10 protein-coding genes are annotated in these 19,952 nt (G+C 73.0%); 2 read left to right on the forward strand and 8 right to left on the reverse strand.

Translation table 11 applies throughout. The features are described from left to right. Positions 1-105 precede the first annotated feature (105 nt). Positions 106-1,524 (forward strand): cation:dicarboxylate symporter family transporter, encoded by a 1,419-nt coding sequence (locus tag K2224_RS13105; protein WP_221906732.1) that lies wholly within the window; start codon positions 106-108, stop codon positions 1,522-1,524. An 87-nt stretch (positions 1,525-1,611) separates the two neighbouring features. On the opposite strand, the gene glgB is transcribed toward K2224_RS13105, so the two are convergent. The 6 genes from glgB to K2224_RS13135 form a co-directional block, all read right to left on the reverse strand. Continuing rightward, on the reverse strand, positions 1,612-3,954 hold the full coding sequence (glgB, locus tag K2224_RS13110; RefSeq protein WP_399018455.1) for a 1,4-alpha-glucan branching enzyme: 2,343 nt from the start codon (positions 3,952-3,954) through the stop codon (positions 1,612-1,614). A 98-nt stretch (positions 3,955-4,052) separates the two neighbouring features. Beyond that, complete coding sequence (locus K2224_RS13115) at positions 4,053-5,510, reverse strand: maltokinase N-terminal cap-like domain-containing protein (RefSeq protein ID WP_221906733.1); 1,458 nt, start codon at positions 5,508-5,510, stop codon at positions 4,053-4,055. A gap of 360 nt (positions 5,511-5,870) precedes the next feature. Next, positions 5,871-7,604 (reverse strand): maltose alpha-D-glucosyltransferase, encoded by a 1,734-nt coding sequence (treS, locus tag K2224_RS13120; RefSeq protein WP_221906734.1) that lies wholly within the window; start codon positions 7,602-7,604, stop codon positions 5,871-5,873. Next, positions 7,601-9,604: an alpha-1,4-glucan--maltose-1-phosphate maltosyltransferase gene (locus tag K2224_RS13125; RefSeq protein ID WP_221906735.1), complete on the reverse strand. Its 2,004-nt coding sequence runs from the start codon at positions 9,602-9,604 to the stop codon at positions 7,601-7,603. Before K2224_RS13125 ends, treS begins: the two co-directional genes overlap by 4 nt. A gap of 593 nt (positions 9,605-10,197) precedes the next feature. Beyond that, a complete protein-coding gene (locus tag K2224_RS13130; protein WP_221906736.1) occupies positions 10,198-11,835 on the reverse strand; it encodes a M4 family metallopeptidase in 1,638 nt (545 codons plus the stop codon). Positions 11,836-12,131: 296 nt separating this feature from the next. After that, positions 12,132-14,183, reverse strand: coding sequence for a M4 family metallopeptidase (locus K2224_RS13135; protein ID WP_260692573.1), 2,052 nt, complete (start codon positions 14,181-14,183; stop codon positions 12,132-12,134). A gap of 568 nt (positions 14,184-14,751) precedes the next feature. Here K2224_RS13135 and K2224_RS13140 point away from each other — a divergent pair. Next, entirely contained in the window at positions 14,752-15,954 is a 1,203-nt protein-coding gene (locus K2224_RS13140; protein WP_221906737.1) for a serine protease, read from the forward strand. 148 nt (positions 15,955-16,102) lie between these two features. On the opposite strand, the gene K2224_RS13145 is transcribed toward K2224_RS13140, so the two are convergent. Next, entirely contained in the window at positions 16,103-18,073 is a 1,971-nt protein-coding gene (locus K2224_RS13145) for an ABC transporter ATP-binding protein (protein ID WP_221906738.1), read from the reverse strand. Beyond that, positions 18,070-19,926 (reverse strand): ABC transporter ATP-binding protein, encoded by a 1,857-nt coding sequence (locus K2224_RS13150; RefSeq protein ID WP_221906739.1) that lies wholly within the window; start codon positions 19,924-19,926, stop codon positions 18,070-18,072. Before K2224_RS13150 ends, K2224_RS13145 begins: the two co-directional genes overlap by 4 nt. Positions 19,927-19,952: the final 26 nt, after the last annotated feature.

Below are 19,952 nucleotides of genomic sequence, written 5' to 3' on the forward strand. Positions count from 1 at the left end.
GTACGCAAGGGTGACGGGCGCCACACCGCCGTGCATAGTCGCCGGGACCTGTTGTGGGCCCGGTCGGCGCGGAACCGTGGCCCCCGTCAGAAAGGTAGGGCAGCCGTGGCTGCACAGACCCCGCCGTCCGGGGGCACCAGCGAGGACACCCGGCCGGCCAAGCGGGACCGGACGCACTTCCTCTACCTCGCCGTGATCGGCGCCGTGCTGCTCGGCATCGTCGTGGGCCTGGCCGCCCCCGGCTTCGCCGTGGCGCTCAAACCGCTGGGCACCGGGTTCGTGAACCTCATCAAGATGATGATCTCGCCCGTCATCTTCTGCACCATCGTGCTGGGCGTCGGCTCGGTCCGTAAGGCGGCCAAGGTCGGTGCGGTCGGCGGGCTGGCCCTGGGCTACTTCATGGTGATGTCCACCGTCGCGCTGGCCATCGGCCTGCTCGTCGGCAACCTCCTCGACCCCGGCTCCGGCCTGCACCTGACCGACGCGCTCCGGCACGCCGGCCAGGCCCAGACCGCCGGCGCCCACGAGACCACCACCGACTTCCTCCTCGGCATCATCCCGACCTCCCTGGTCTCCGCCCTCACCCAGGGCGAGGTGCTCCAGACCCTGCTGGTGGCGCTGCTGGTGGGCTTCGGGCTGCAGGCGCTCGGGCCGGCGGGCGAGCCGGTGCTGCGCGGCATCGGCCACGTCCAGAAGCTGGTCTTCCGGGTGCTCTCGATGATCATGTGGGCGGCGCCGGTGGGGGCCTTCGGCGCGATGGCCGCGGTCGTCGGCGCCACCGGCCTGGCCGCGCTGAAGTCGCTCGCCGTCATCATGGCCGGCTTCTACGCGACCTGCCTGCTCTTCGTCGTCGTGGTGCTCGGCACGCTGCTCCGGCTGGTCGCCGGGGTGAACGTCTTCGCGCTGCTGAAGTACCTCGGCCGGGAGTTCCTGCTGATCCTTTCGACCTCCTCCTCGGAGTCGGCGCTGCCCCGGCTGATCGCGAAGATGGAGCACCTGGGCGTCAGCCGCCCGGTCGTCGGCATCACCGTCCCGACCGGCTACAGCTTCAACCTCGACGGCACCGCCATCTACCTGACCATGGCCTCGCTGTTCGTCGCCGAGGCGATGGACAGGCCGCTCTCGCTCGGCCAGCAGATCTCGCTCCTGGTCTTCATGATCATCGCCTCCAAGGGCGCGGCCGGGGTCACCGGCGCGGGCCTGGCGACGCTGGCCGGCGGCCTCCAGTCGCACCGGCCCGAACTCGTCGACGGCGTCGGCCTGATCGTCGGCATCGACCGCTTCATGAGCGAGGCCCGCGCCCTGACCAACTTCGCCGGCAACGCGGTGGCCACCGTGCTGATCGGCACCTGGACCAAGGAGATCGACCGGGAACGGGTCGCGCGGGTGCTCTCCGGACGGCTGCCGTTCGACGAGCGCACGCTGACCGCCGACGGCCACGGCACGCCACCCGACGCCGGGGCCGGGGCCGGCACGGCCGCCGGCGGCACCGCCGACGGCACCAGGACGTCCGCCGCGGTGTGACACCCCGGACGCGCAGGAGGGGAGAAGGGGCGGGTGCCATGGGCGCCCGCCCCTTCGGCGTACCGCGGGCGGCGGCCGGCCCGCCCTTCAGGCGGGCAGCAGCCAGACCGTGGCCAGCGGGGGCAGCACCGCCGCGATCGAGGTGCGGCGGCCGTTCCAGGGGACCGGCTCGGTCTTCAGCGGGCCGGGCCCGGCCACGCCGCCGCCGCCGAAGCACGCGGCGTCGGTGTTGAGCACCTCCCGCCAGACGGGCACCTCGCCGGGGACGCCCAGTCGGTAGCCCTGCCGGACGACGGGGGAGAAGTTGGTGACCGAGACCAGCGGCGTGCCGTCGGCGGCGTACCGGAGGAAGGAGAAGACGTTGTCGTCGGCGGCGCCGGCGTCGATCCAGGAGAAGCCGGCCGGGTCGGTGTCGCGCTCCCACAGCGCGGGCGTGTCCGCGTAGCGGCGGTTCAGCTCGCGGACGAGGTCGCGCACGCCCCGGTGGTCCGCCGCCGCCCCGTAGGACGGGTCCAGCAGCCACCAGTCCGGGCCGTGGCTCTCCGCCCACTCCGCGCCCTGGGCGAACTCCTGCCCCATGAAGAGCAGTTGCTTGCCCGGGTGGGCCCACATGAAGCCCAGGTACGCCCGGTGGTTGGCGCGCTGCTGCCACCAGTCGCCGGGCATCTTCGACACCAGCGCCCGCTTGCCGTGCACCACCTCGTCGTGCGAGATCGGCAGCACGTAGTTCTCGGAGTAGGCGTAGATCATCGAGAAGGTCATCTCGCCGTGGTGGTACCTGCGGTGCACCGGCTCCTTCTCGACGTAGCCGAGGGAGTCGTGCATCCAGCCCATGTTCCACTTCAGGCCGAAGCCCAGCCCGCCGAAGCCGCCCGGCCCCACGTGGTGCGTGGCGCGGGTGACGCCGTCCCAGGCGGTGGACTCCTCGGCGACGGTGACGACGCCGGGGCAGCGGCGGTAGACGGTCGCGTTCATCTCCTGGAGGAAGGCGACCGCGTCGAGGTTCTCCCGGCCGCCGTGGACATTCGGCGTCCAGCCGCCGTCCTCCCGCGAGTAGTCGAGGTAGAGCATCGAGGCGACCGCGTCCACCCGCAGCCCGTCGATGTGGAACTCCTCGCACCAGTACACCGCGTTGGCGACCAGGAAGTTGCGCACCTCGGTGCGGCCGTAGTCGAACTCCAGCGTGCCCCAGTCCGGGTGGGCGGCCCGCGCGGGGTCCCCGGGCTCGTACAGCGGCCGCCCGTCGAACTCCGCCAGTGCCCAGTCGTCCCGGGGGAAGTGCGCCGGCACCCAGTCCATCAGCACCCCGATCCCGGCCCGGTGCAGCGCGTCGATCAGGAACCGGAAGTCGTCGGGGGTGCCCATCCGGGCGGTGGGCGCGTAGAAACCGGTCACCTGGTAGCCCCAGGAGCCGCCGAAGGGGTGCTCGGCCACCGGCATGAACTCGACGTGGGTGAAGCCCAGGTCCTTGACGTAGGCGGGCAGTTGGTCCGCCAGCTGACGGTACGTCAGTCCGGGTCGCCAGGAGGGCAGGTGCACCTCGTAGACGGAGAACGGCGCGGCGTGGACCGGGCGTTCGCCGCGCCGGGCCATCCAGTCGGCGTCCCGCCACGTGTGGTGCGAGGCGTCCACCACCGAGGCGGTGGCCGGCGGGCACTCGGTGCGCCGGGCCATCGGGTCGGCCCGCACCGTCGTCGAGCCGTCCGGCCGGGTGATCTCGAACTTGTACAGCTCGCCCTCGCCGAGACCCGGCAGGAACAGCTCCCACACCCCGGACGCGCCCAGCGACCGCATCGGGCTGCCGGTGCCGTCCCAGTAGTTGAAGTTCCCCACCACGCGGACGCCCCGGGCGTTGGGCGCCCACACGGTGAAGCGGGTGCCGGCCACCCCCTGGTGCGTCATGACCCGGGCCCCGAGCGCCCGCCACAGCTCCTCGTGCCGCCCTTCGTGGAACAGGTGCAGGTCCAGCTCCCCGACCGAGGGCAGAAAGCGGTACGGGTCCGGCACGGTCGCCGTGGTGTCGCCGTAGTCGACCAGCAGCTCGTAGTCGGGGATACCGACGAGCGGCAGCACCCCCGCGAACAGCCCGTCCCCCTCGGAGCGCAGCGGCGCCCGCAGCCCCGGCGCCACGACCGTGACGCCCCGTGCGAACGGCCGCAGGGCCCGGAACAGCAGCCCGCCCGGCACCGGATGTGCGCCGAGCAGGGTGTGCGGATCGTGGTGCGCCCCGGCGAGCAGCCGCCCGCGGTCCTCGGCGGACAGCGGCTCGGCCGGCCGCACCCCCCGGTCCCCGGCCGCCGGCGGCGTCGGACGGGCGGTGCCGGGGGGCGGGGTGGCGGCGGGCGCGGGGGAGGGGACGGGGCGCCCGGACGGGGACGCGGCGGAGCGGCCGCCGTCCTGGCGGGTGGCGGGCGACGGGCGGGCGGTCACGGGTGGGGCCTCCTCGGGCGGGGGGCGGACGGTCGGTTCCGGGCGGACGGCGGGCAGGGGGACGGCGGATGGGGCCGGGCCCGCCCCACGGGAACGTTTCAGCCGGCCCCCGGGTCCGCGCAGGCCGCCAGCCGCCGGATCGCCGCCATCGGCACCGACAGCCAGTCGGGCCGGTGCCGCGCCTCGTACAGCACCTCGTAGACGGCCTTGTCGGTCTCGTAGGCCCGCATGAGTTCCGGGGCGGAGCGCGGATCCAGGCCGCCGGCCTCGGCATAGCCCAGGCAGTACGCGGCACGGGTGCGGCGGGCCCAGTCCAGCGCCCACGGGTCGCCGCCGGCCGGGCCGCTGCGGGCCGCGTAGTCGAACGAGCGGAGCATCGCGGCGACATCGCGCACGGCCGGCTGCGGGCGGCGCCGCTCGGCCAGCGGCCGGGCCGGCTCGCCCTCGAAGTCGATCAGCGCCCAGCGGCCCCCGTCGGCGGAGCGCAGCGTCTGCCCCAGGTGCAGATCGCCGTGGATGCGCTGGGCGGCCCAGCTGCGGCCGTCGTGGCCCATCGCGGCCAGCGCGTCGAACGCGGCCCGCAGCCGCCCCCGGTAGGGCTGTAGCACCGGCACCGCGCGGGCGGTGGCCTCCAGGCGCTCGTTCATCTGGGCCGCGATCGCGTCCAGCTGCGGGCGGCGCAGCTCGGTGGTGGGGAGGGCCTGGGCGAGCGCGGTGTGCACCTCGGCGGTGGCATGCCCCAGCGCCCGCGCCGAGCGGGTGAAGTCGGCGCGCACCGCCAGCGCGTTGAGGGCCAGCTGCCAGCCGTCGGTGGAGCCGGCGAGGAAGGGCTGCAGGACGCCCAGCGTCGTCGCCTCGCCGCCGTCCTCGGGGGTCGCCGACTCGAACCACGCGGCGGGCGCCGGGACCCGTGCGCACCGGGCACCGGCCAGCGCCCGCGGCAGCTCCAGATCGGGGTTGACCCCCGGCTCGATCCGCCGGAGGACCTTCAGGATGAACGTATCGCCAAAGACGACCGAGGAGTTGGACTGCTCCACCGCGATCGGCCGGGCGGTCAGCCCCGAGGGGATGTCGGTGTCCGGCTCGCGCCGGAAGCGCAGCGCCCCGATCCGGCCCGGGACCCGCAGCCGCTCCAGCAGCAGCCCGCAGAGCCGGTTGTCCAGCAGCGCGTCGTAGACGGTGCGGCCGCCCAGCGGGCCGCCGGCCGGGCGCCCGATCACCGCGGGCGCCAGATGCGGCGGCGGCGCGGGATGGGTGCCCAGCAGCAGCTGGTAGCAGTCGCCGCCGGCCGGGGTGCGGCTCGGCGGGGCGCCTTGCTGGGCGCGGACCAGCATCTGTAGCAGGCCGGGTGCGCCGCCCCGGCCGGTGCACGGCAGCAGTTCGGTCGCCGCGACCAGCGTGAAGCCGGTGAGCAGCCGTCCCTTGCCGGCGAACCAGCGCTGCCGCGGTACCCACGCGGCCAGCAGCGGTGCCAGCGAGGAGAGCAGATCGGGTGCGGTTACCGGCGAGCGGTCGGGGGCGTGGCGGGTGGCACGGGTCGAGGCGGTGTCCGACATGGCGTCGCGTCCTTTCCCCGGGCACACGACAGACAGGCAAAGTGTCCCGGAATGCGGCCTTTACGATGCTGCGGTGTGGGACGTGTCGGGCGAGATCGTCCGTACGGCGTGGCGTTTCGGCGGTTCTCGGCATGCACTTCGGGTGCACTTCGCTGCGCGGCAGTGCCTGCCCGGGCTCTTGCGAGCAGGGGCCCGACCCGGGCCGGGGGCCGGCCGTGATCCGTGACCACCGGCCACCCGGCCCGTGCGGTAGTAGGGAGGTTGCCCGAGCGAAAGGTCGAAAAACGCCCGTACGCGCCACGCGGCCGCGTACGGGCGGAAGGCCCCGGGTCCCGTGCCCGATACCGGCACGGACGTCCCCTAGGCCCTGTCGTCGTGGTGTGCGTTCCTGCGGAGCCGGAACCAGTAGAAGCCGTGGCCCGCGAGGGTCAGCAGGTACGGCAGCGTGCCGATCGGCGGGAAGCGGACGCCGCCGATGAGCTCCACCGGGTGGCGGCCGCTGAACGCCTGCAGGTCCAGCTCGGTGGGCTGCGCGAAGCGGGAGAAGTTGTTCACGCACAGCACCAGGTCGTCGTCGGCGCCGTTCCGGCCCGGGGATTCCCGGAGGTAGGCCAGCACCGCGGGGTTGGACGACGGCAGCTCGGTGTAGCTGCCGAGTCCGAAGGCGGGGTTCTGCTTGCGGATCTCGATCATCCGCCGGGTCCAGTGCAGCAGCGAGGACGGCGAGCTCATCGCGGCCTCGACGTTGGTGACCTGGTAGCCGTGGACCGGGTCCATGATGGTCGGCAGGAAGAGCCGGCCGGGGTCGCAGGAGGAGAAGCCGGCGTTGCGGTCCGGGGTCCACTGCATCGGGGTGCGCACGGCGTCCCGGTCGCCGAGCCAGATGTTGTCGCCCATGCCGATCTCGTCGCCGTAGTAGAGGATCGGCGAGCCGGGCAGCGAGAGCAGCAGGGCGGTGAACAGCTCGATCTGGTTGCGGTCGTTGTCCAGCAGCGGGGCCAGCCGGCGGCGGATGCCGATGTTGGCGCGCATCCGCGGGTCCTTGGCGTACTCCGCGTACATGTAGTCGCGTTCCTCGTCCGTGACCATTTCGAGGGTCAGCTCGTCGTGGTTGCGGAGGAAGATGCCCCACTGGCAGCCGGAGGGGATCGCCGGGGTCTTGGCGAGGATCTCCGAGACCGGGTAGCGGGACTCCCGGCGCACCGCCATGAAGATCCGCGGCATCACCGGGAAGTGGAAGGCCATGTGGCACTCGTCGCCGCCGACGGCGTAGTCGCCGAAGTAGTCGACGACGTCCTCCGGCCACTGGTTGGCCTCGGCCAGCAGCACGGTGTCGGGGTAGTGCGCGTCGATCTCGGCGCGGACCCGCTTGAGGAAGGCGTGCGAGGCCGGCAGGTTCTCGCAGTTGGTGCCCTCCTCGGCGTAGAGGTAGGGCACCGCGTCCAGCCGGAAGCCGTCGATGCCGAGGTCGAGCCAGAAGCGCAGGGCGGAGATCATCTCCTCCTGGACCGCCGGGTTCTCGTAGTTGAGGTCCGGCTGGTGGGAGAAGAAGCGGTGCCAGTAGTACTGCTTGCGGACCGGGTCGAAGGTCCAGTTGGAGCCCTCGGTGTCGACGAAGATGATCCGGGCGTCGGCGTACTGCTTGTCGTCGTCCGCCCAGACGTAGTAGTCGCCGTACGGGCCCTCGGGGTCGGTACGGGACTCCTGGAACCACGGGTGCTGGTCGCTGGTGTGGTTCATCACCATGTCGATGATGACCCGCATCCCGCGGTGGTGCGCGGCGTCCACGAACTCCACGAAGTCGGCCAGGTCGCCGAACTCGGGGAGGACCGCGGTGTAGTCGGCGACGTCGTAGCCGCCGTCCCGCAGCGGGGACTTGAAGAACGGCGGCAGCCAGAGGCAGTCCACCCCCAGCCACTGCAGGTAGTCGAGTTTGGCCGTGATGCCCTTGAGGTCCCCGATGCCGTCACCGTTGCTGTCCTGGAACGAGCGCACCAGGACCTCGTAGAAGACCGCCCGTTTGAACCATTCGGGATCGCGGTCCTTCGCCGGGGTGTCTTCGAACGTGTCGGGAACTGGCTCATTGACGATCAATTGGGTGACCCTCCGATCGGTGAGGACGGTCGCAGCGACAGCACGTGAGCCGGCGCGAGTGGGCTGCCCGGCTCCAGGCGCACATAGTTGTCCCTGCCCCAGTGGTAGGTGTCGCCGGTGAGCTCGTCGCGCACCGGGAAGGACTCGTGCCGGCCGAGGCCGAGTTCCGGCATGTCCAACGACACCGTCGCCTCGTGGGTGTGGTGCGGGTCGAGGTTGACCACCGTGAGCACCGTGTCGGTCCCGTCGCCGTTTTCCGCGCGCTTGGAGTAGGCGAGCACGGCGTCGTTGTCGACCTGGTGGAAGTGCAGGTTGCGCAGCTGCTGCAGGGCGGGATGGCGGCGGCGGATGCGGTTGAGCGCGGTGATCAGCGGGGCGATGGACCGCCCCTCGCGGGCCGCGGCGTCCCAGTCGCGGGGCCGGAGCTGGTACTTCTCGGAGTCCAGGTACTCCTCGCTGCCGGCGCGCAGCGCGGTGCCCTCGCACAGCTCGTAGCCCGCGTAGACGCCCCAGGTGGGGGAGAGGGTCGCGGCCAGGACGGCGCGGGTCTCGAAGGCCGGGCGGCCGCCCTCCTGGAGGTGGGCGTGCAGGATGTCGGGGGTGTTCACGAAGAAGTTGGGCCGCAGGTAGGCGGCGCTCTCACCGGTCAGTTCGGTGAGGTACTCGGTCAGTTCCCGCTTGGTGTTGCGCCAGGTGAAGTAGGTGTACGACTGCTGGAAGCCGATCTGGGCGAGGGTGTGCAGCATCGCCGGGCGGGTGAACGCCTCGGCCAGGAAGATCACGTCCGGGTCGGTGCGGTTGATGTCGCTGAGCACCTTCTCCCAGAACGCCACCGGCTTGGTGTGCGGGTTGTCCACCCGGAAGATCCGTACGCCCTTGGCCATCCAGAAGCGCAGCAGCCGTTCGGTCTCCCGGACCAGCCCGCGGAAGTCGGCGTCGAAGGCGAGCGGATAGATGTCCTGGTACTTCTTCGGCGGGTTCTCCGCGTAGGCGACGGAGCCGTCGGCGCGGTGGTGGAACCACTGCGGGTGCAGGGTGACCCAGGGGTGGTCCGGGGAGCACTGGAGGGCGAAGTCCAGGGCCACCTCCATCCGCAGGTCGCGGGCGGTCCGCACGAAGTGGTCGAAGTCCTCGAAGGTGCCCAGGTCCGGGTGGAGCGCGTCGTGCCCGCCGGCCGGCGACCCGATGGCCCAGGGGGAGCCGACGTCGCCCGGTCCCGCGCAGAGCGCGTTGTTGGGGCCCTTGCGGTGGGTGGTGCCGATCGGGTGGACGGGCGGGAGGTAGACCACGTCGAAGCCCATCGCGGCGACCGCGGGCAGCCGTTCGGCGGCGGTGCGCAGGGTGCCGGAGGCGACCGTGCCGTCCGGGCCGGTGACGGCGCCCTCGGAGCGCGGGAAGAGCTCGTACCACGAGCCGTACAGGGCCCGGCGGCGCTCGACGACCAGCGGCATCGGGCGGGAGACGGTGAGCAGTTCGCGCAGCGGGTGGCGGTCCAGCGCCTCGGTGACCTCCTGGGCGAGCGCGGTGGCCAGGCGCGCGGCGGCCGGCAGGGTGGTGTCGCGCAGCGCGTCGACGGCGGTCAGCACCGCCTCCCGGCCGTCGCTCTTGGGGACCTCGCCGGCGGCCCGTTCGTGCAGCGCGGCGCCCTCGGCCAGGACCAGCTCGGTGTCGATCCCGGCCGGGATCTTCACCCCGGCGTGCCGGCGCCAGGTGGCGACCGGGTCGGACCACGCCTCCACGGTGAACGTCCAGCGTCCCTCGACGTCCGGGGTGACCTCGCAGAGCCAGCGGTCGGTGCCCGGCGCGTGCTCCCGCATCGGGGTCCACGGGCCGCAGCGGCCGGCCGGGTTGCGCAGCACCACGTTGGCGGCGACCGCGTCGTGGCCTTCACGGAAGACCGTGGCGGAGACCTCGAAGGTCTCGCCCACCACGGCCTTCGCCGGGCGGCGGCCGCAATCGATCTGCGGGCGGATGTCCAGAACAGGGATGCGACCGATCATGGGCTCACCTGGGTTTGTGGTGCTTTGCGGGATTTTGTCCTTTGTATCCGCTCCACGGCAGGGGTAAGGGTTGCGGGCATGGGCGCTCCGGTCCGCTTTCACTCTGCTGGCGGAGGGCACGGGGGCCCGGATCGGGCCCCGCTGGCCGGGTGCGCGGAACGGCGTACCGGGTGAGGCTTCCCGTGCGCGGCGGCCGGGAAAGCCACGGGAATGTGAACTACCGATACGTAGCCGCTCACGCCGCGCGCTGTGCTGGGCAGGGGCCGCCGCCCTGGCGGGCGGTCGCGGCTCGGTGCTGACACGGTCGGCGTTCGCCTCCTCAACTCGGTGTGAACACAGCGGAGTTGCGGTGTGCGGAAGTCCGTTGCCGCGCCGGGGCCCGTCGGCGCACCACCGCAGCCTCTCGCCGCGCGGGGGGCGCGGACAAGAGCGCCTGAGGGGGCGGAATCGGCCATATCGACGGACCGGCCGGTACGGGCCGGGCGGACGCCGTGCCGTGGCCGGAAACAGAGCGGCGTGGCCGGGGATACCCCCGGCCACGCCGGTCGCCGCTGCGGCCAACCGGCCGCGACGGCATGTGATTTGACGGAGCGTTACTTGACGTTCACGCCGGCCCAGGCCGACTCGACGCCCTTGACCTCGGCGCCGTCCTTGCCGTAGAGGTCGGTGGCCGCCTTGACGGTCGCCTCGCGGGCCGCCTTGTAGTCGGTGGTCGAGGTCATGTACGTGGTCAGCGCCTTGAACCAGATCTTCTCGGCCTTGTCGCGGCCGATGCCGGTGACCTTGGAGCCGTCCGCCGTCGGGCTGTCGTAGTGGTCGCCGTTCGCGTCCTTCGGGCCGCTGCCCTCGGACAGCAGGTAGAAGAAGTGGTTGGCGATGCCGGAGGAGTAGTGGACGTCCACGTTGCCGGCGTCCGCGCTCCAGTTGTCCAGGGACTGGCCGTCCTTGGAGGGCTTGTCCATGTAGCGCAGCGGCTTGCCGTCACCGTTGATGTCGATCTTCTTGCCGATGAAGTAGCTGCCCGGCTCGGCGGGGTTCTTGGCGTAGAACGCCACGGAGGCGCCGAAGATGTCCGAGGTGGCCTCGTTGAGGCCGCCGGACTCGCCGCTGTACTCCAGGCCGGCGGTGGCCGAGGTGACGCCGTGCGACATCTCGTGGCCCGCGACGTCGAGCGCGGTCAGCGGCTTGTTGTTGCCCTGGCCGTCGCCGTAGGTCATGCAGAAGCAGCTGTCGTCCCAGAAGGCGTTGACGTAGTCCTTGCCGTAGTGCACGCGGGACGTGGCGCCCTTGCCGTCGCCCTTGATGCCGCTGCGGCCGTGCACGTTCTTGTAGTAGTCCCAGGTCTCCTGGGCGCCGTAGGCGGCGTCGACGGCGGCGGTCTGCGCGTTGCTGGGCTTGCCGTCGCCCCACGTGTCGGTGGAGTTGGTGAAGAGCTTGCCGTTGCCGCTCTCGCTGCCGCTCAGGTCGAACGTCTGGTGGCCGCCGCGGGAGTCGTCGGTCAGCTCGTAGCCGCTGCCGCCCTTCTTGGACGCGACGTCGACCTTGCCGGCGTACATGCTGTTGCCGACGCCGGTCTCGATGCCCTGGAACTGGAAGAGCTTCTTGCCGGTGTTGGCGTCGGTGATGACGTGCAGCTCGTTGGGCGTGCCGTCCTTCTGGACGCCGCCGACCACGGTCTCGTACGCCAGCACCGGGGTGCCCTTGGCGGCCCAGATCACCTTGCGGGGCGCGGGTGCGTCGACCTTCTTGGCGCCGATGGTCTTCGTGGCGGTCGACTCGGCGGCCAGCGCGGCGGCCTTCGGGGCGATCTTCGCGGTGGTCGAGGCGACCTTGACCTCGGCCTTGGCCGCCTTGGTGACGCCCTTGACGGCGCCGCCCTTGGCGGTGTGCACGACGAGGTCGCCGCCGAGCACCGGGAGGCCGGCGTAGGTGCGGTCGTAGCGGGTGTGCGTGGTGCCGTCCGAGTCCTTGATGACGTCCTTGACGACCAGCTTCTCCTGGGTGCCGAGGCCCAGCGCCCGGGCGGTCTGCGCGGTGGCCGCGGTGGCGTCGTGCAGCAGCTCCGCGCGGTGCGAGGTGCTGAGCGCGAGCGGCGCGCCGCCGTGGGGGGCGGCGGTGGGGGCGGGCGAGGCGCCGGCCGTGCCGGCCGCGGTGATGCCGGCGACGAGCAGGGCCGCCGCGGCTGCGGTGGCACCGGTCACACGGGTCTTGCGGGATATGTGGGGGGTCACGCGTGCTCCTTCAACTTTGCCAAGTGGTGGGGGTGCAAAGCGATGCGGGTGTGACATGCGTCGGGAAGACTGCCAGTTGACCGCGTGCATGTCAGGAGCCTGATCGGAGGTTGGCCGGAAATCGTCCGTACAGGGGTGCATGATGTCCGGATAACGGAGCGGGGCGCCGCCCCCGGGGATCCGGGGACGACGCCCAACTCGGTTGTGCGGTGGCGTGGTTGCGGTGATCCGCCGGAATCGTCCGGCGGGGGATCCGCTGTCTCACATCACGGTGAAGCGCGGATGACCCGATCCTGTCAGAACGTCAGCTTCCAGCCGTTGAGGGTGCCGGAGTCGCCGGCGTAGACGTCCCGGACCCGCAGCTTCCAGGTGCCGCCGGCCGCCTTCGCCGAGGCGTTGACGGTGTAGGTCGCCTTGACATCGGCCGCCGAGTCGCCCGAGTTGGAGTTCTTCAGCCGGTACGCGGTGCCGTCCGGGGCCACCAGGTCGATGACCAGGTCACCGCGGTAGGAGTGGGTGATGTCCACCGTCACCTTCAGTCCGCTGGGGGCCTTGCCGCTGCGGCTGACGGTGATCGGCGAGGTGATCGCGGCCCCGGCGTCCGGGATCGCGACCTTGGTGTTGTTCTCGTAGACGCTGTCGCCGCCGTCGCCCACGCGGGAGCCGACGTTCACCGCCGCCCAGGTGTTGGCGACCGTGTTGTACGTGGCGCTGCCCTGGCCGAAGAGGTCCGCGGCGGCCTGGAGGGTGGCGGTGCGGGCGCCGGCGTAGTCGGTGTTGGCGTTCATGTACTGGCTGAGCGCCTTGAACCACACCTTCTCGGCGTTGGTCCGGCCGATGCCCGGCACCGGCAGGTTGTCGTAGGTGGGGCTGTCGTAGTGGACGCCGTTGATGTCCTTCGCGCCGCTGCCCTCGGACAGCAGGTAGAAGAAGTGGTTGGCGACGCCGGAGGAGTAGTGCACGTCGAGGTTGCCGACGTCGCTCGACCAGTAGTCGGCCGAGGAGCCGTCCTTGGAGGGCTTGTCCATGTAGCGCAGCGGGGTGCCGTCACCGTTGATGTCGATCTTCTCGCCGATGAGGTAGTCGCCGGGGTCGCTGGGGTTGTTGGCGTAGAACTCCACGGCGGTGCCGAAGATGTCGGAGGTGCCCTCGTTGAGGCCGCCGGACTCGCCGCTGTACTCCAGGCCCGCGGTGGCCGCGGTGACACCGTGGGACATCTCGTGGCCCGCGACGTCGAGCGCGGTCAGCGGCCTGCTGTCGTTCTGGCCGTCGCCGTACGTCATGCAGAAGCAGCCGTCGTCCCAGAAGGCGTTGACGTAGCCGTTGCCGTAGTGCACGCGGGAGTAGGCGCCGACGCCGTCGCCCTTGATGCCGGTGCGGCCGTGCACGTTCTTGTAGTAGTCCCAGGTCTCCTGGGCGCCGTAGGCGGCGTCCACGCCGGCGGTCTGCGGGTTGTTCGTGGTGCCGTCGCCCCACGTGTCGTCGGCGTCGGTGAACAGCGAACCGGTGCCGGACGAGCCGTGGTTGAGGTTGTACGTCTTGTGGTTGCCGCGGGTGGTGTCGGTCATCGTGAAGTTCGGTGCCGAGCCGGACGTCCCGATGGTGACCTTGCCGCTGTACTGGCTGTTGCCGATGCCGGTCTCGATGCCCTGGTACTGGAAGATCCGCGCACCGGTGGTGGCGTCGGTGATGACGTGCAACTGGTTGGGCGTGCCGTCGTCCTGGAGGCCGCCGACCACCGTCTCCCAGGCCAGCCGCGGGGTGCCGTCGGCGGCCCAGACCACCTTGCGCGGGGCCCGGTCGGCCGCGGTCCGGGCCGAGCCGAGGGACTTGGCCGCGGAGACCGCCTTGGCCGCGGCGGCGGCCGGGGCGACCTTGGCCGTGGTGGAGGCGAGCGCGAGTGCGGACCTGGTGGCCTTGGTGGTGCCCTTGACGGCGCCGCCCTTGGCGGTGTGCACGACGAGGTCGCCGCCGAGCACCGGCAGCCCCTCGTAGGTGCGGTCGTAGCGGGTGTGCGTGGTGCCGTCGGCGTCCCGCTCGACGTCCTTGACGACCAGCTTCTCCTTGGCGCCGAGGTGCAGTTGGCGGGCGGTGGCGGCGGTGGTGGCGTTCGCCTCGCGTATCAGCTCGGCCCGCTGGGACGGGCTGAGCTTGGCCGGCAGCGCACCGGCGAGCGGTGCCACGTGCGGGCCCGGGCGGGCGGCGGGGGTGCCCTGCGGGCTGGCGGCCGCGCCGGTACCGGCCTGGACGCCGACGGCCAGCAGCGCGGTGACCGCGACCAGCGCGCCGGTCGCCACGGCGCGCCGCTGCGGGGTGGGTCTGGTGGGGCCATGGGGGGTGCGTCTCACACTGACTCCTTCTGCGGGGCCGCGCACGAGCGCAGCGGCCAAGGGGGGACCGGGCGGCTGGGCGGCCGTCCGGGCAGAGCGAGGCAGAACTCGTGGAGCGTGTGGGGGGATCGACGAGCCGGTGGTGCGGTGGCCACGGCCGCCCGGAGCGGTGCTGCGGTGCTGTGGGGGTCCGGGTGGCGGTTGCCGGGAAGAGTGCCACCACCGGCGAGTGGCTGTCAGGTGCCGTTCAACTAATTGGCCGGAAAACGTCCGTTGGGCGAATTCTGCGTCCGGAAGCCGGACGGTCGGGCGGTGTGATCCCGAGGGCAATCAGGTGGCGGGCCTCGACGGAACGGTGCCGCGCGCCCGCTTGTACGGCGTCCGTGCGGGGGCGTGGACCGCTCGGAGGACACGGAGCCTCCCTGACGGGTGCGGCGCCCCGGAGGCGGTGGGGCCCGGGGGCCCGGTCGCCCGGCCGACGTGCCGGTTCGGCATAGTAGAGGGCGGCCCCGGCAGGGGCATGTCATTCGCGGCGCGCGCAAGCACAGCCGGCGCCGGTACGTACGCATCTAGGGGGAACCGCTCCATGCCGCCCAAGTCGCCCATACCTTCCGTACCGTCGACGCCGACCGCGTCCCGGCCTCGCCGGACGCGCCGTTCCGCGGCGGCCGCCGTCGCGACGGCCGCGCTGCTCGCGTTCACCGCCACCGCCTGCGGCCCCAGCGACAGCAGGGCGTCGGCGGCGTCCGGCGGTTCGTCCGCCACCGGCGGCTCGCACCTCCCCGGCTCCCTGCCGACCAGCCTCGACGACCTGAAGAAGTGGAAGGACGGCGGCTGGAAGAACTGGGACAAGTGGGCGCGCAAGGCGCAGGATTTCACCAACCCGATCATCAAGGGCCACTGGGGGCAGCAGCGGCTGGCCCAGGCCAAGGCCGCGCCGGACGTCGGCTTGCGGGACGCCGCACTGGGCAGTGGGAACGGCGCCGGCAACCCGGTGCCGCGGCCGGTGAACGCCCGGGAGGTCGCCCAGCCGTACCACCGCAACATGGCCCCGGTCGGGAAGATCTTCTTCGACAGCCCCGAGGGCGCGATGGTCTGCTCCGGCACGATCGTCGAGGATCCGGCGCACCCCGGGAAGTCCAACCTCGTCTGGACCGCGGGCCACTGCGTCCACTCCGGCAAGCGGGGCGGCTGGATGCGCAACACCATCTTCGTCCCGTCGTACAACGACAACGGCGTGCCGATGAGCCAGGTCGGCCGCACGCCGTCCCAGCAGATCACGCCGTACGGCAAGTTCTGGGCCGACTGGGTCGTCACCTCCAATGAGTGGATCAACCAGGGCGAGGACAGCGACGCCGGCTGGCCGTACGACTTCGCCGTACTGCACGTCAAGCCGGAGAACGGCGGCGGCAAGTCCCTCCAGGAGACCGTCGGCGCCGCCGCCCAGGTCTGGTTCAACGCCCCCACGGGCCAGGGCTTCGGCTCGCTGCAGGCGTTCGGCTACCCGTCCGCCGCGCCGTACGACGGTGCGCGGATGATGGGCTGCCTGGACCGGCCGGTCAGTTACACCGTGGCGCAGGGGACGCCCGCGATGGACCGCATCGGCTGCACGATGTCCCCCGGTTCGTCCGGCGGCGGCTGGTTCGTCAACCGCGGCGGCAAGCTGACCCTGGTGTCCAACACCTCCATCGGCCCCAAGGGCAGTTCCGGCTGGCTGGCCGGCCCGCACCTGGGCCCCGAGGCGCAGCAGGTCTTCGAGACCATGAGCCGGAAGTTCGCCAACCAGTGAACGGGTAGGGCCCGTTGGTGACCGGCCGGTAGGCCGACGGCACGGACCGGGGGCCATCGGGCCCGGCCGTTCCAGATGCGAGCGGGGCCGCCCTGCATGTGGATGTGGTGCTGGTGGGACGCTCGGAGCGCGGGGCGGCGTCCGCTGCTCAGGCCAGGCTCTCCCGCCAGGCGCGGTGCAGCGCCGCGTAGCGCCCGCCGCCGGCGGTCAGTGCGGCCGGGGAACCGTCCTCGACGATCCGGCCGCCGGCCATCACCAGCACCCGGTCGGCGGACTCCACCGTCGACAGCCGGTGCGCGATCACCAGCGCCGTACGGCCGCGCAGCACCGCGCCCATGGCCCGCTGCACCGCCCGCTCGCCCGGTATGTCCAGCGAGCTGGTCGCCTCGTCGAGGATCAGCACCGCCGGATCGGCCAGCAACGCCCGGGCGAAGCCGACTAGTTGGCGCTGGCCCGCGGAGAGCCGGCCGCCGCGCTTGCGGACGTCGGTGTCGTAGCCGTCCGGGAGGGCGGCTATGAAGTCGTGGGCGCCGATCGCCCGCGCGGCCCGCTCGATGTCCGCACGGCCGGCCTCCGGACGGCCCAGCGCGATGTTGTCGGCGACCGTCCCGGAGAACAGGAACGCCTCCTGGGTGACCATCACCACCGCGCGCCGCAGCTCGGCGCCGGACAGCTCGCGCAGATCCACGCCGTCCAGCAGCACCCGGCCCTCCGTGGGGTCGTGGAACCTGGCGAGCAGCCGGGCCAGGGTGGACTTGCCGGCGCCGGTGGCACCGACCACCGCGACCGTGGTGCCGGCCGCCAGCGTCAGGTCGAAGCGGGGCAGCACCTCGCCGCCCGTGCGGTACCCGAAGCGGACGCCGCGGAAGGCCACCGCGCGGCCGGGCCGGCCGGGGGCGGCGGGCGGCAGCGCCCGCGGCACGGCCGGCTCGGCGACCGACGGGCGCTGGGCCAGCAGCCCGGCGATCTTCTCCAGCGAGGCGGCGGCGGACTCGTAGGTGTTCAGGAACACGCCCAGCCGGTCGATGGGGTCGTACAACCGCCGCAGATACAGGGCCGCGGCGGCCAGCACGCCGAGGGCGAGGGTGCCGGTGGCGACACGGTAGGCGCCCCACAGGACGATCGCGGCGGTCGCGGCGTTGGCCGTCGCGCGGGAGCCGACGACATAGCGGGCCATCTCCAGGATCGCGTCGCCGTTGAACCGGCGGTGCCGGGAGTTCAGCCCGGCGAACGCCGCGTCGTTGGCCGCCTCGCGGCGGAACGCCAGCACCGGGCGGATGCCGTTCAGGGTCTCGGCGAACCGCACGATCACCGCCGCGGTCGCGGTGGACTTGGCGCGGTACGCCCGCTGCGAGCGGCGCCGGAAGGACCGGACCAGGAGCGCCAGCGGCACCGCGGACAGCAGCGCCGCGGCGCCCAGGCCCACGTCCAGCCAGAGCAGCAGCACGGTGATGTAGAGCGTCGAGAGGACGACCGTGACCAGCTCCTGGAGGCCCTCCTCCAGGAGTTCGCGCAGCGCCTCCACATCCGTGGTGGCGCGGGATATCAGCCGGCCGGAGGTGTAGCGCTCGTGGAAATCCAGGCCGAGCGCCTGGGAGTGGCGGAAGATCCGGGCCCGCAGATCCAGCAGCACGTCCTGGCCGGCCCGGGCGGAGAGCCGGACGAAGGCCCACTGGAGGCCGCCGGCGGCCACCGCGCACAGCACGGCCGCCACCGCCAGGACGACCAGCGGGCCGTGCGCGCCCGCGCGCAGCGCCGGCACCACGCCGTCCAGGGCGTAGGCCACCAGCAGCGGGCCGGCCTGGGCGGCGGCCTGCTGGAGCAGCAGCGCACCGGTGGCGGCGGCCACCCGACCGCGGTGCGGGGCCAGCAGCGAACGCAGCAGGGTGCGCGAGGCACCCTTCGGGGTGGGCAGCAGATCGGACTCGAAGGCGTCCGGCGGGCCGTCGGGGAGGCCGCCGGGGGGATCGGCGGGGCCGCCGTCGGGGGTGCCCTCGGGGGCGTCGTCCCGCGGGCGCCCTGGGGCGTCGGCGGCGGCCCGTCCGGTGCGGCGGCCGGTGCCGCCGGGGCCGCCGCGGCCCGGGCCGTCGGCCGGCCGGCCGGTCTCCGTAGTCGTCATCGCCCGTCCTCCCCCTCGGGCCGCCCGGTGCCGCCGTGCTCCGGGCCGCCGGACATCAGCGCCGCGTACTCGGCGTTCTCCCGCAGCAGTTGGTGATGGGTGCCGACGGCGGCGATCCGGCCACCGGACAGCAGCGCCACCCGGTCGGCCAGCAGCACCGTGGACGGGCGGTGGGCGACGACCAGTGCGGTGGTGGTCGCCAGCACCTCCCGCAGCGCCGCCTCCACCCGGGCCTCGGTGTGCACGTCGAGGGCGGAGAGCGGGTCGTCGAGGATCAGGAAGCGCGGCCGGCCGGCCACCGCGCGGGCCAGCGCCAGCCGCTGCCGCTGCCCGCCCGACAGGCTCATCCCCTGCTCGCCGACCCCCGTGGAGGCGCCCCGCGGCAGGGCCGCCACGAACTCCTCGGCCTGCGCCACCCGCAGCGCCCGCCGCAGATCCGCGGCCCGCTCCGCCTCCGGGCCGTCCGCCGCGCCCATCAGGACGTTCTCCGCCACCGAGGCCGAGAACAGGGTCGGCTCCTCGAAGGCCACCGCCACCAGCGCCCGGGCCTCCGCCCGGCCGAGTCCGGCCAGATCCCGGCCGTCCAGGAGGATCCGGCCCGCGGTCGGGTCGTACAGCCGCGGCACCAGTGCCGTGAGGGTGGTCTTGCCGCTGCCGGTCGCCCCGACCAGCGCCATCGTCTCCCCGGGCCGGACGTGCAGATCGACGCCCCGGAGGGCCGGCGGGGCGCCCGGCGCCGCGTCGGGATACCGGAACTCCACCCCCTCGAAGACCAGTCCGCCGCGGGCCCGCCCGCCCTCCGAGGCCGCTCCGGGCGGGCCCGGAGCGGCCTCCTCGACGGCCGGCTCGTCCAGCACCTCGAAACACCGGTCGGCGGCGGCCGCCGCCGCGCTGCTCATCGCCAGCAGGAAGCCGATCGACTCCACCGGCCAGCGCAGCGCCAGCGCCGTCGACAGGAACGCGACGAGGGTGCCGGCGGACAGCCGGCCGTCGGCCACCTGGAGCGTGCCGAGCACCAGCGCGGCGCCCCACGCCACCTCCGGGAGGAGGGAGTTGACGCCCCAGACGGCGGCCAGCAGCCGGGCCTTGCGCAGCTCGGTGGCGCGCACCGCGCGGGCCAGCTCTCGGAACGCGCGGGCCTGGCTGCGGTGCCGCCCGAACCCCTTGACGATCCTGATGCCGAGCACCGACTCCTCGACGACCGTGGTCAGATCGCCGATCTGGTCCTGGGCCAGGCGCGCGGCCTGCCCGTAGCGGGCCTGGAAGAGCGAGCACACCGCCGCGAGCGGCAGCACCGGCGCCGTCAGCAGCAGCCCCAGGGACCATTCCTGGGCCAGCAGAAGCACCCCGCCCACCACGATCGTCGCGCCGTTGACCAGGAGGAACGTCAGCGGGAAGACCAGGAACAGGCGCAGCAGTTGGAGGTCGGTGGTGGCCCGGGAGAGCAGCTGGCCGGAGGACCAGCGGTCGTGGAAGGAGACCGGGAGCCGCTGCACATGGTGGTACAGCGCGTCCCGCATCGCGGCCTCCACGGCGGCCGTCGGCCGTGCCACCAGCCACCGGCGCAGCCCGAACAGCAGCGCCTCGGCGAGCCCGAGCAGCAGCAGATACCCGCCGCCCCGCCACACCCCGGCGGTGTCCCCGTGCGCCACCGGGCCGTCCACCAGCCACTTGAGCACCAGCGGCAGGACCACCGACAGGCAGGACGCCACCACGGCCACGCCGGCGGCCGTGAACAGCCGCGCCCGCACCGGGCGGACGAACGGCCACAGGCGGAGCAGCGAGCGGACCGCGGAGCGCCGTACCGCTCCGGTCCGCTCGCCCGGCGGCGTCGAACGCGTGATCGTGGCCATCACCCGCGAGCGTACGGCGCACCACT

It is taken from the genome of Streptomyces sp. BHT-5-2, from assembly GCF_019774615.1.
Lineage (GTDB): Bacteria > Actinomycetota > Actinomycetes > Streptomycetales > Streptomycetaceae > Streptomyces.

What these genes read in the sequence shown, in the direction of transcription:
- K2224_RS13115 (WP_221906733.1), bottom strand. Translation starts at nt 5,510, where the DNA reads ATGTCGGACACCGCCTCGACCCGTGCCACCCGCCACGCCCCCGACCGC.
- K2224_RS13125 (WP_221906735.1), bottom strand. Translation starts at nt 9,604, where the DNA reads ATGATCGGTCGCATCCCTGTTCTGGACATCCGCCCGCAGATCGATTGC.
- K2224_RS13140 (WP_221906737.1), top strand. Translation starts at nt 14,752, where the DNA reads ATGCCGCCCAAGTCGCCCATACCTTCCGTACCGTCGACGCCGACCGCG.
- K2224_RS13145 (WP_221906738.1), bottom strand. Translation starts at nt 18,073, where the DNA reads ATGACGACTACGGAGACCGGCCGGCCGGCCGACGGCCCGGGCCGCGGC.
- K2224_RS13150 (WP_221906739.1), bottom strand. Translation starts at nt 19,926, where the DNA reads ATGGCCACGATCACGCGTTCGACGCCGCCGGGCGAGCGGACCGGAGCG.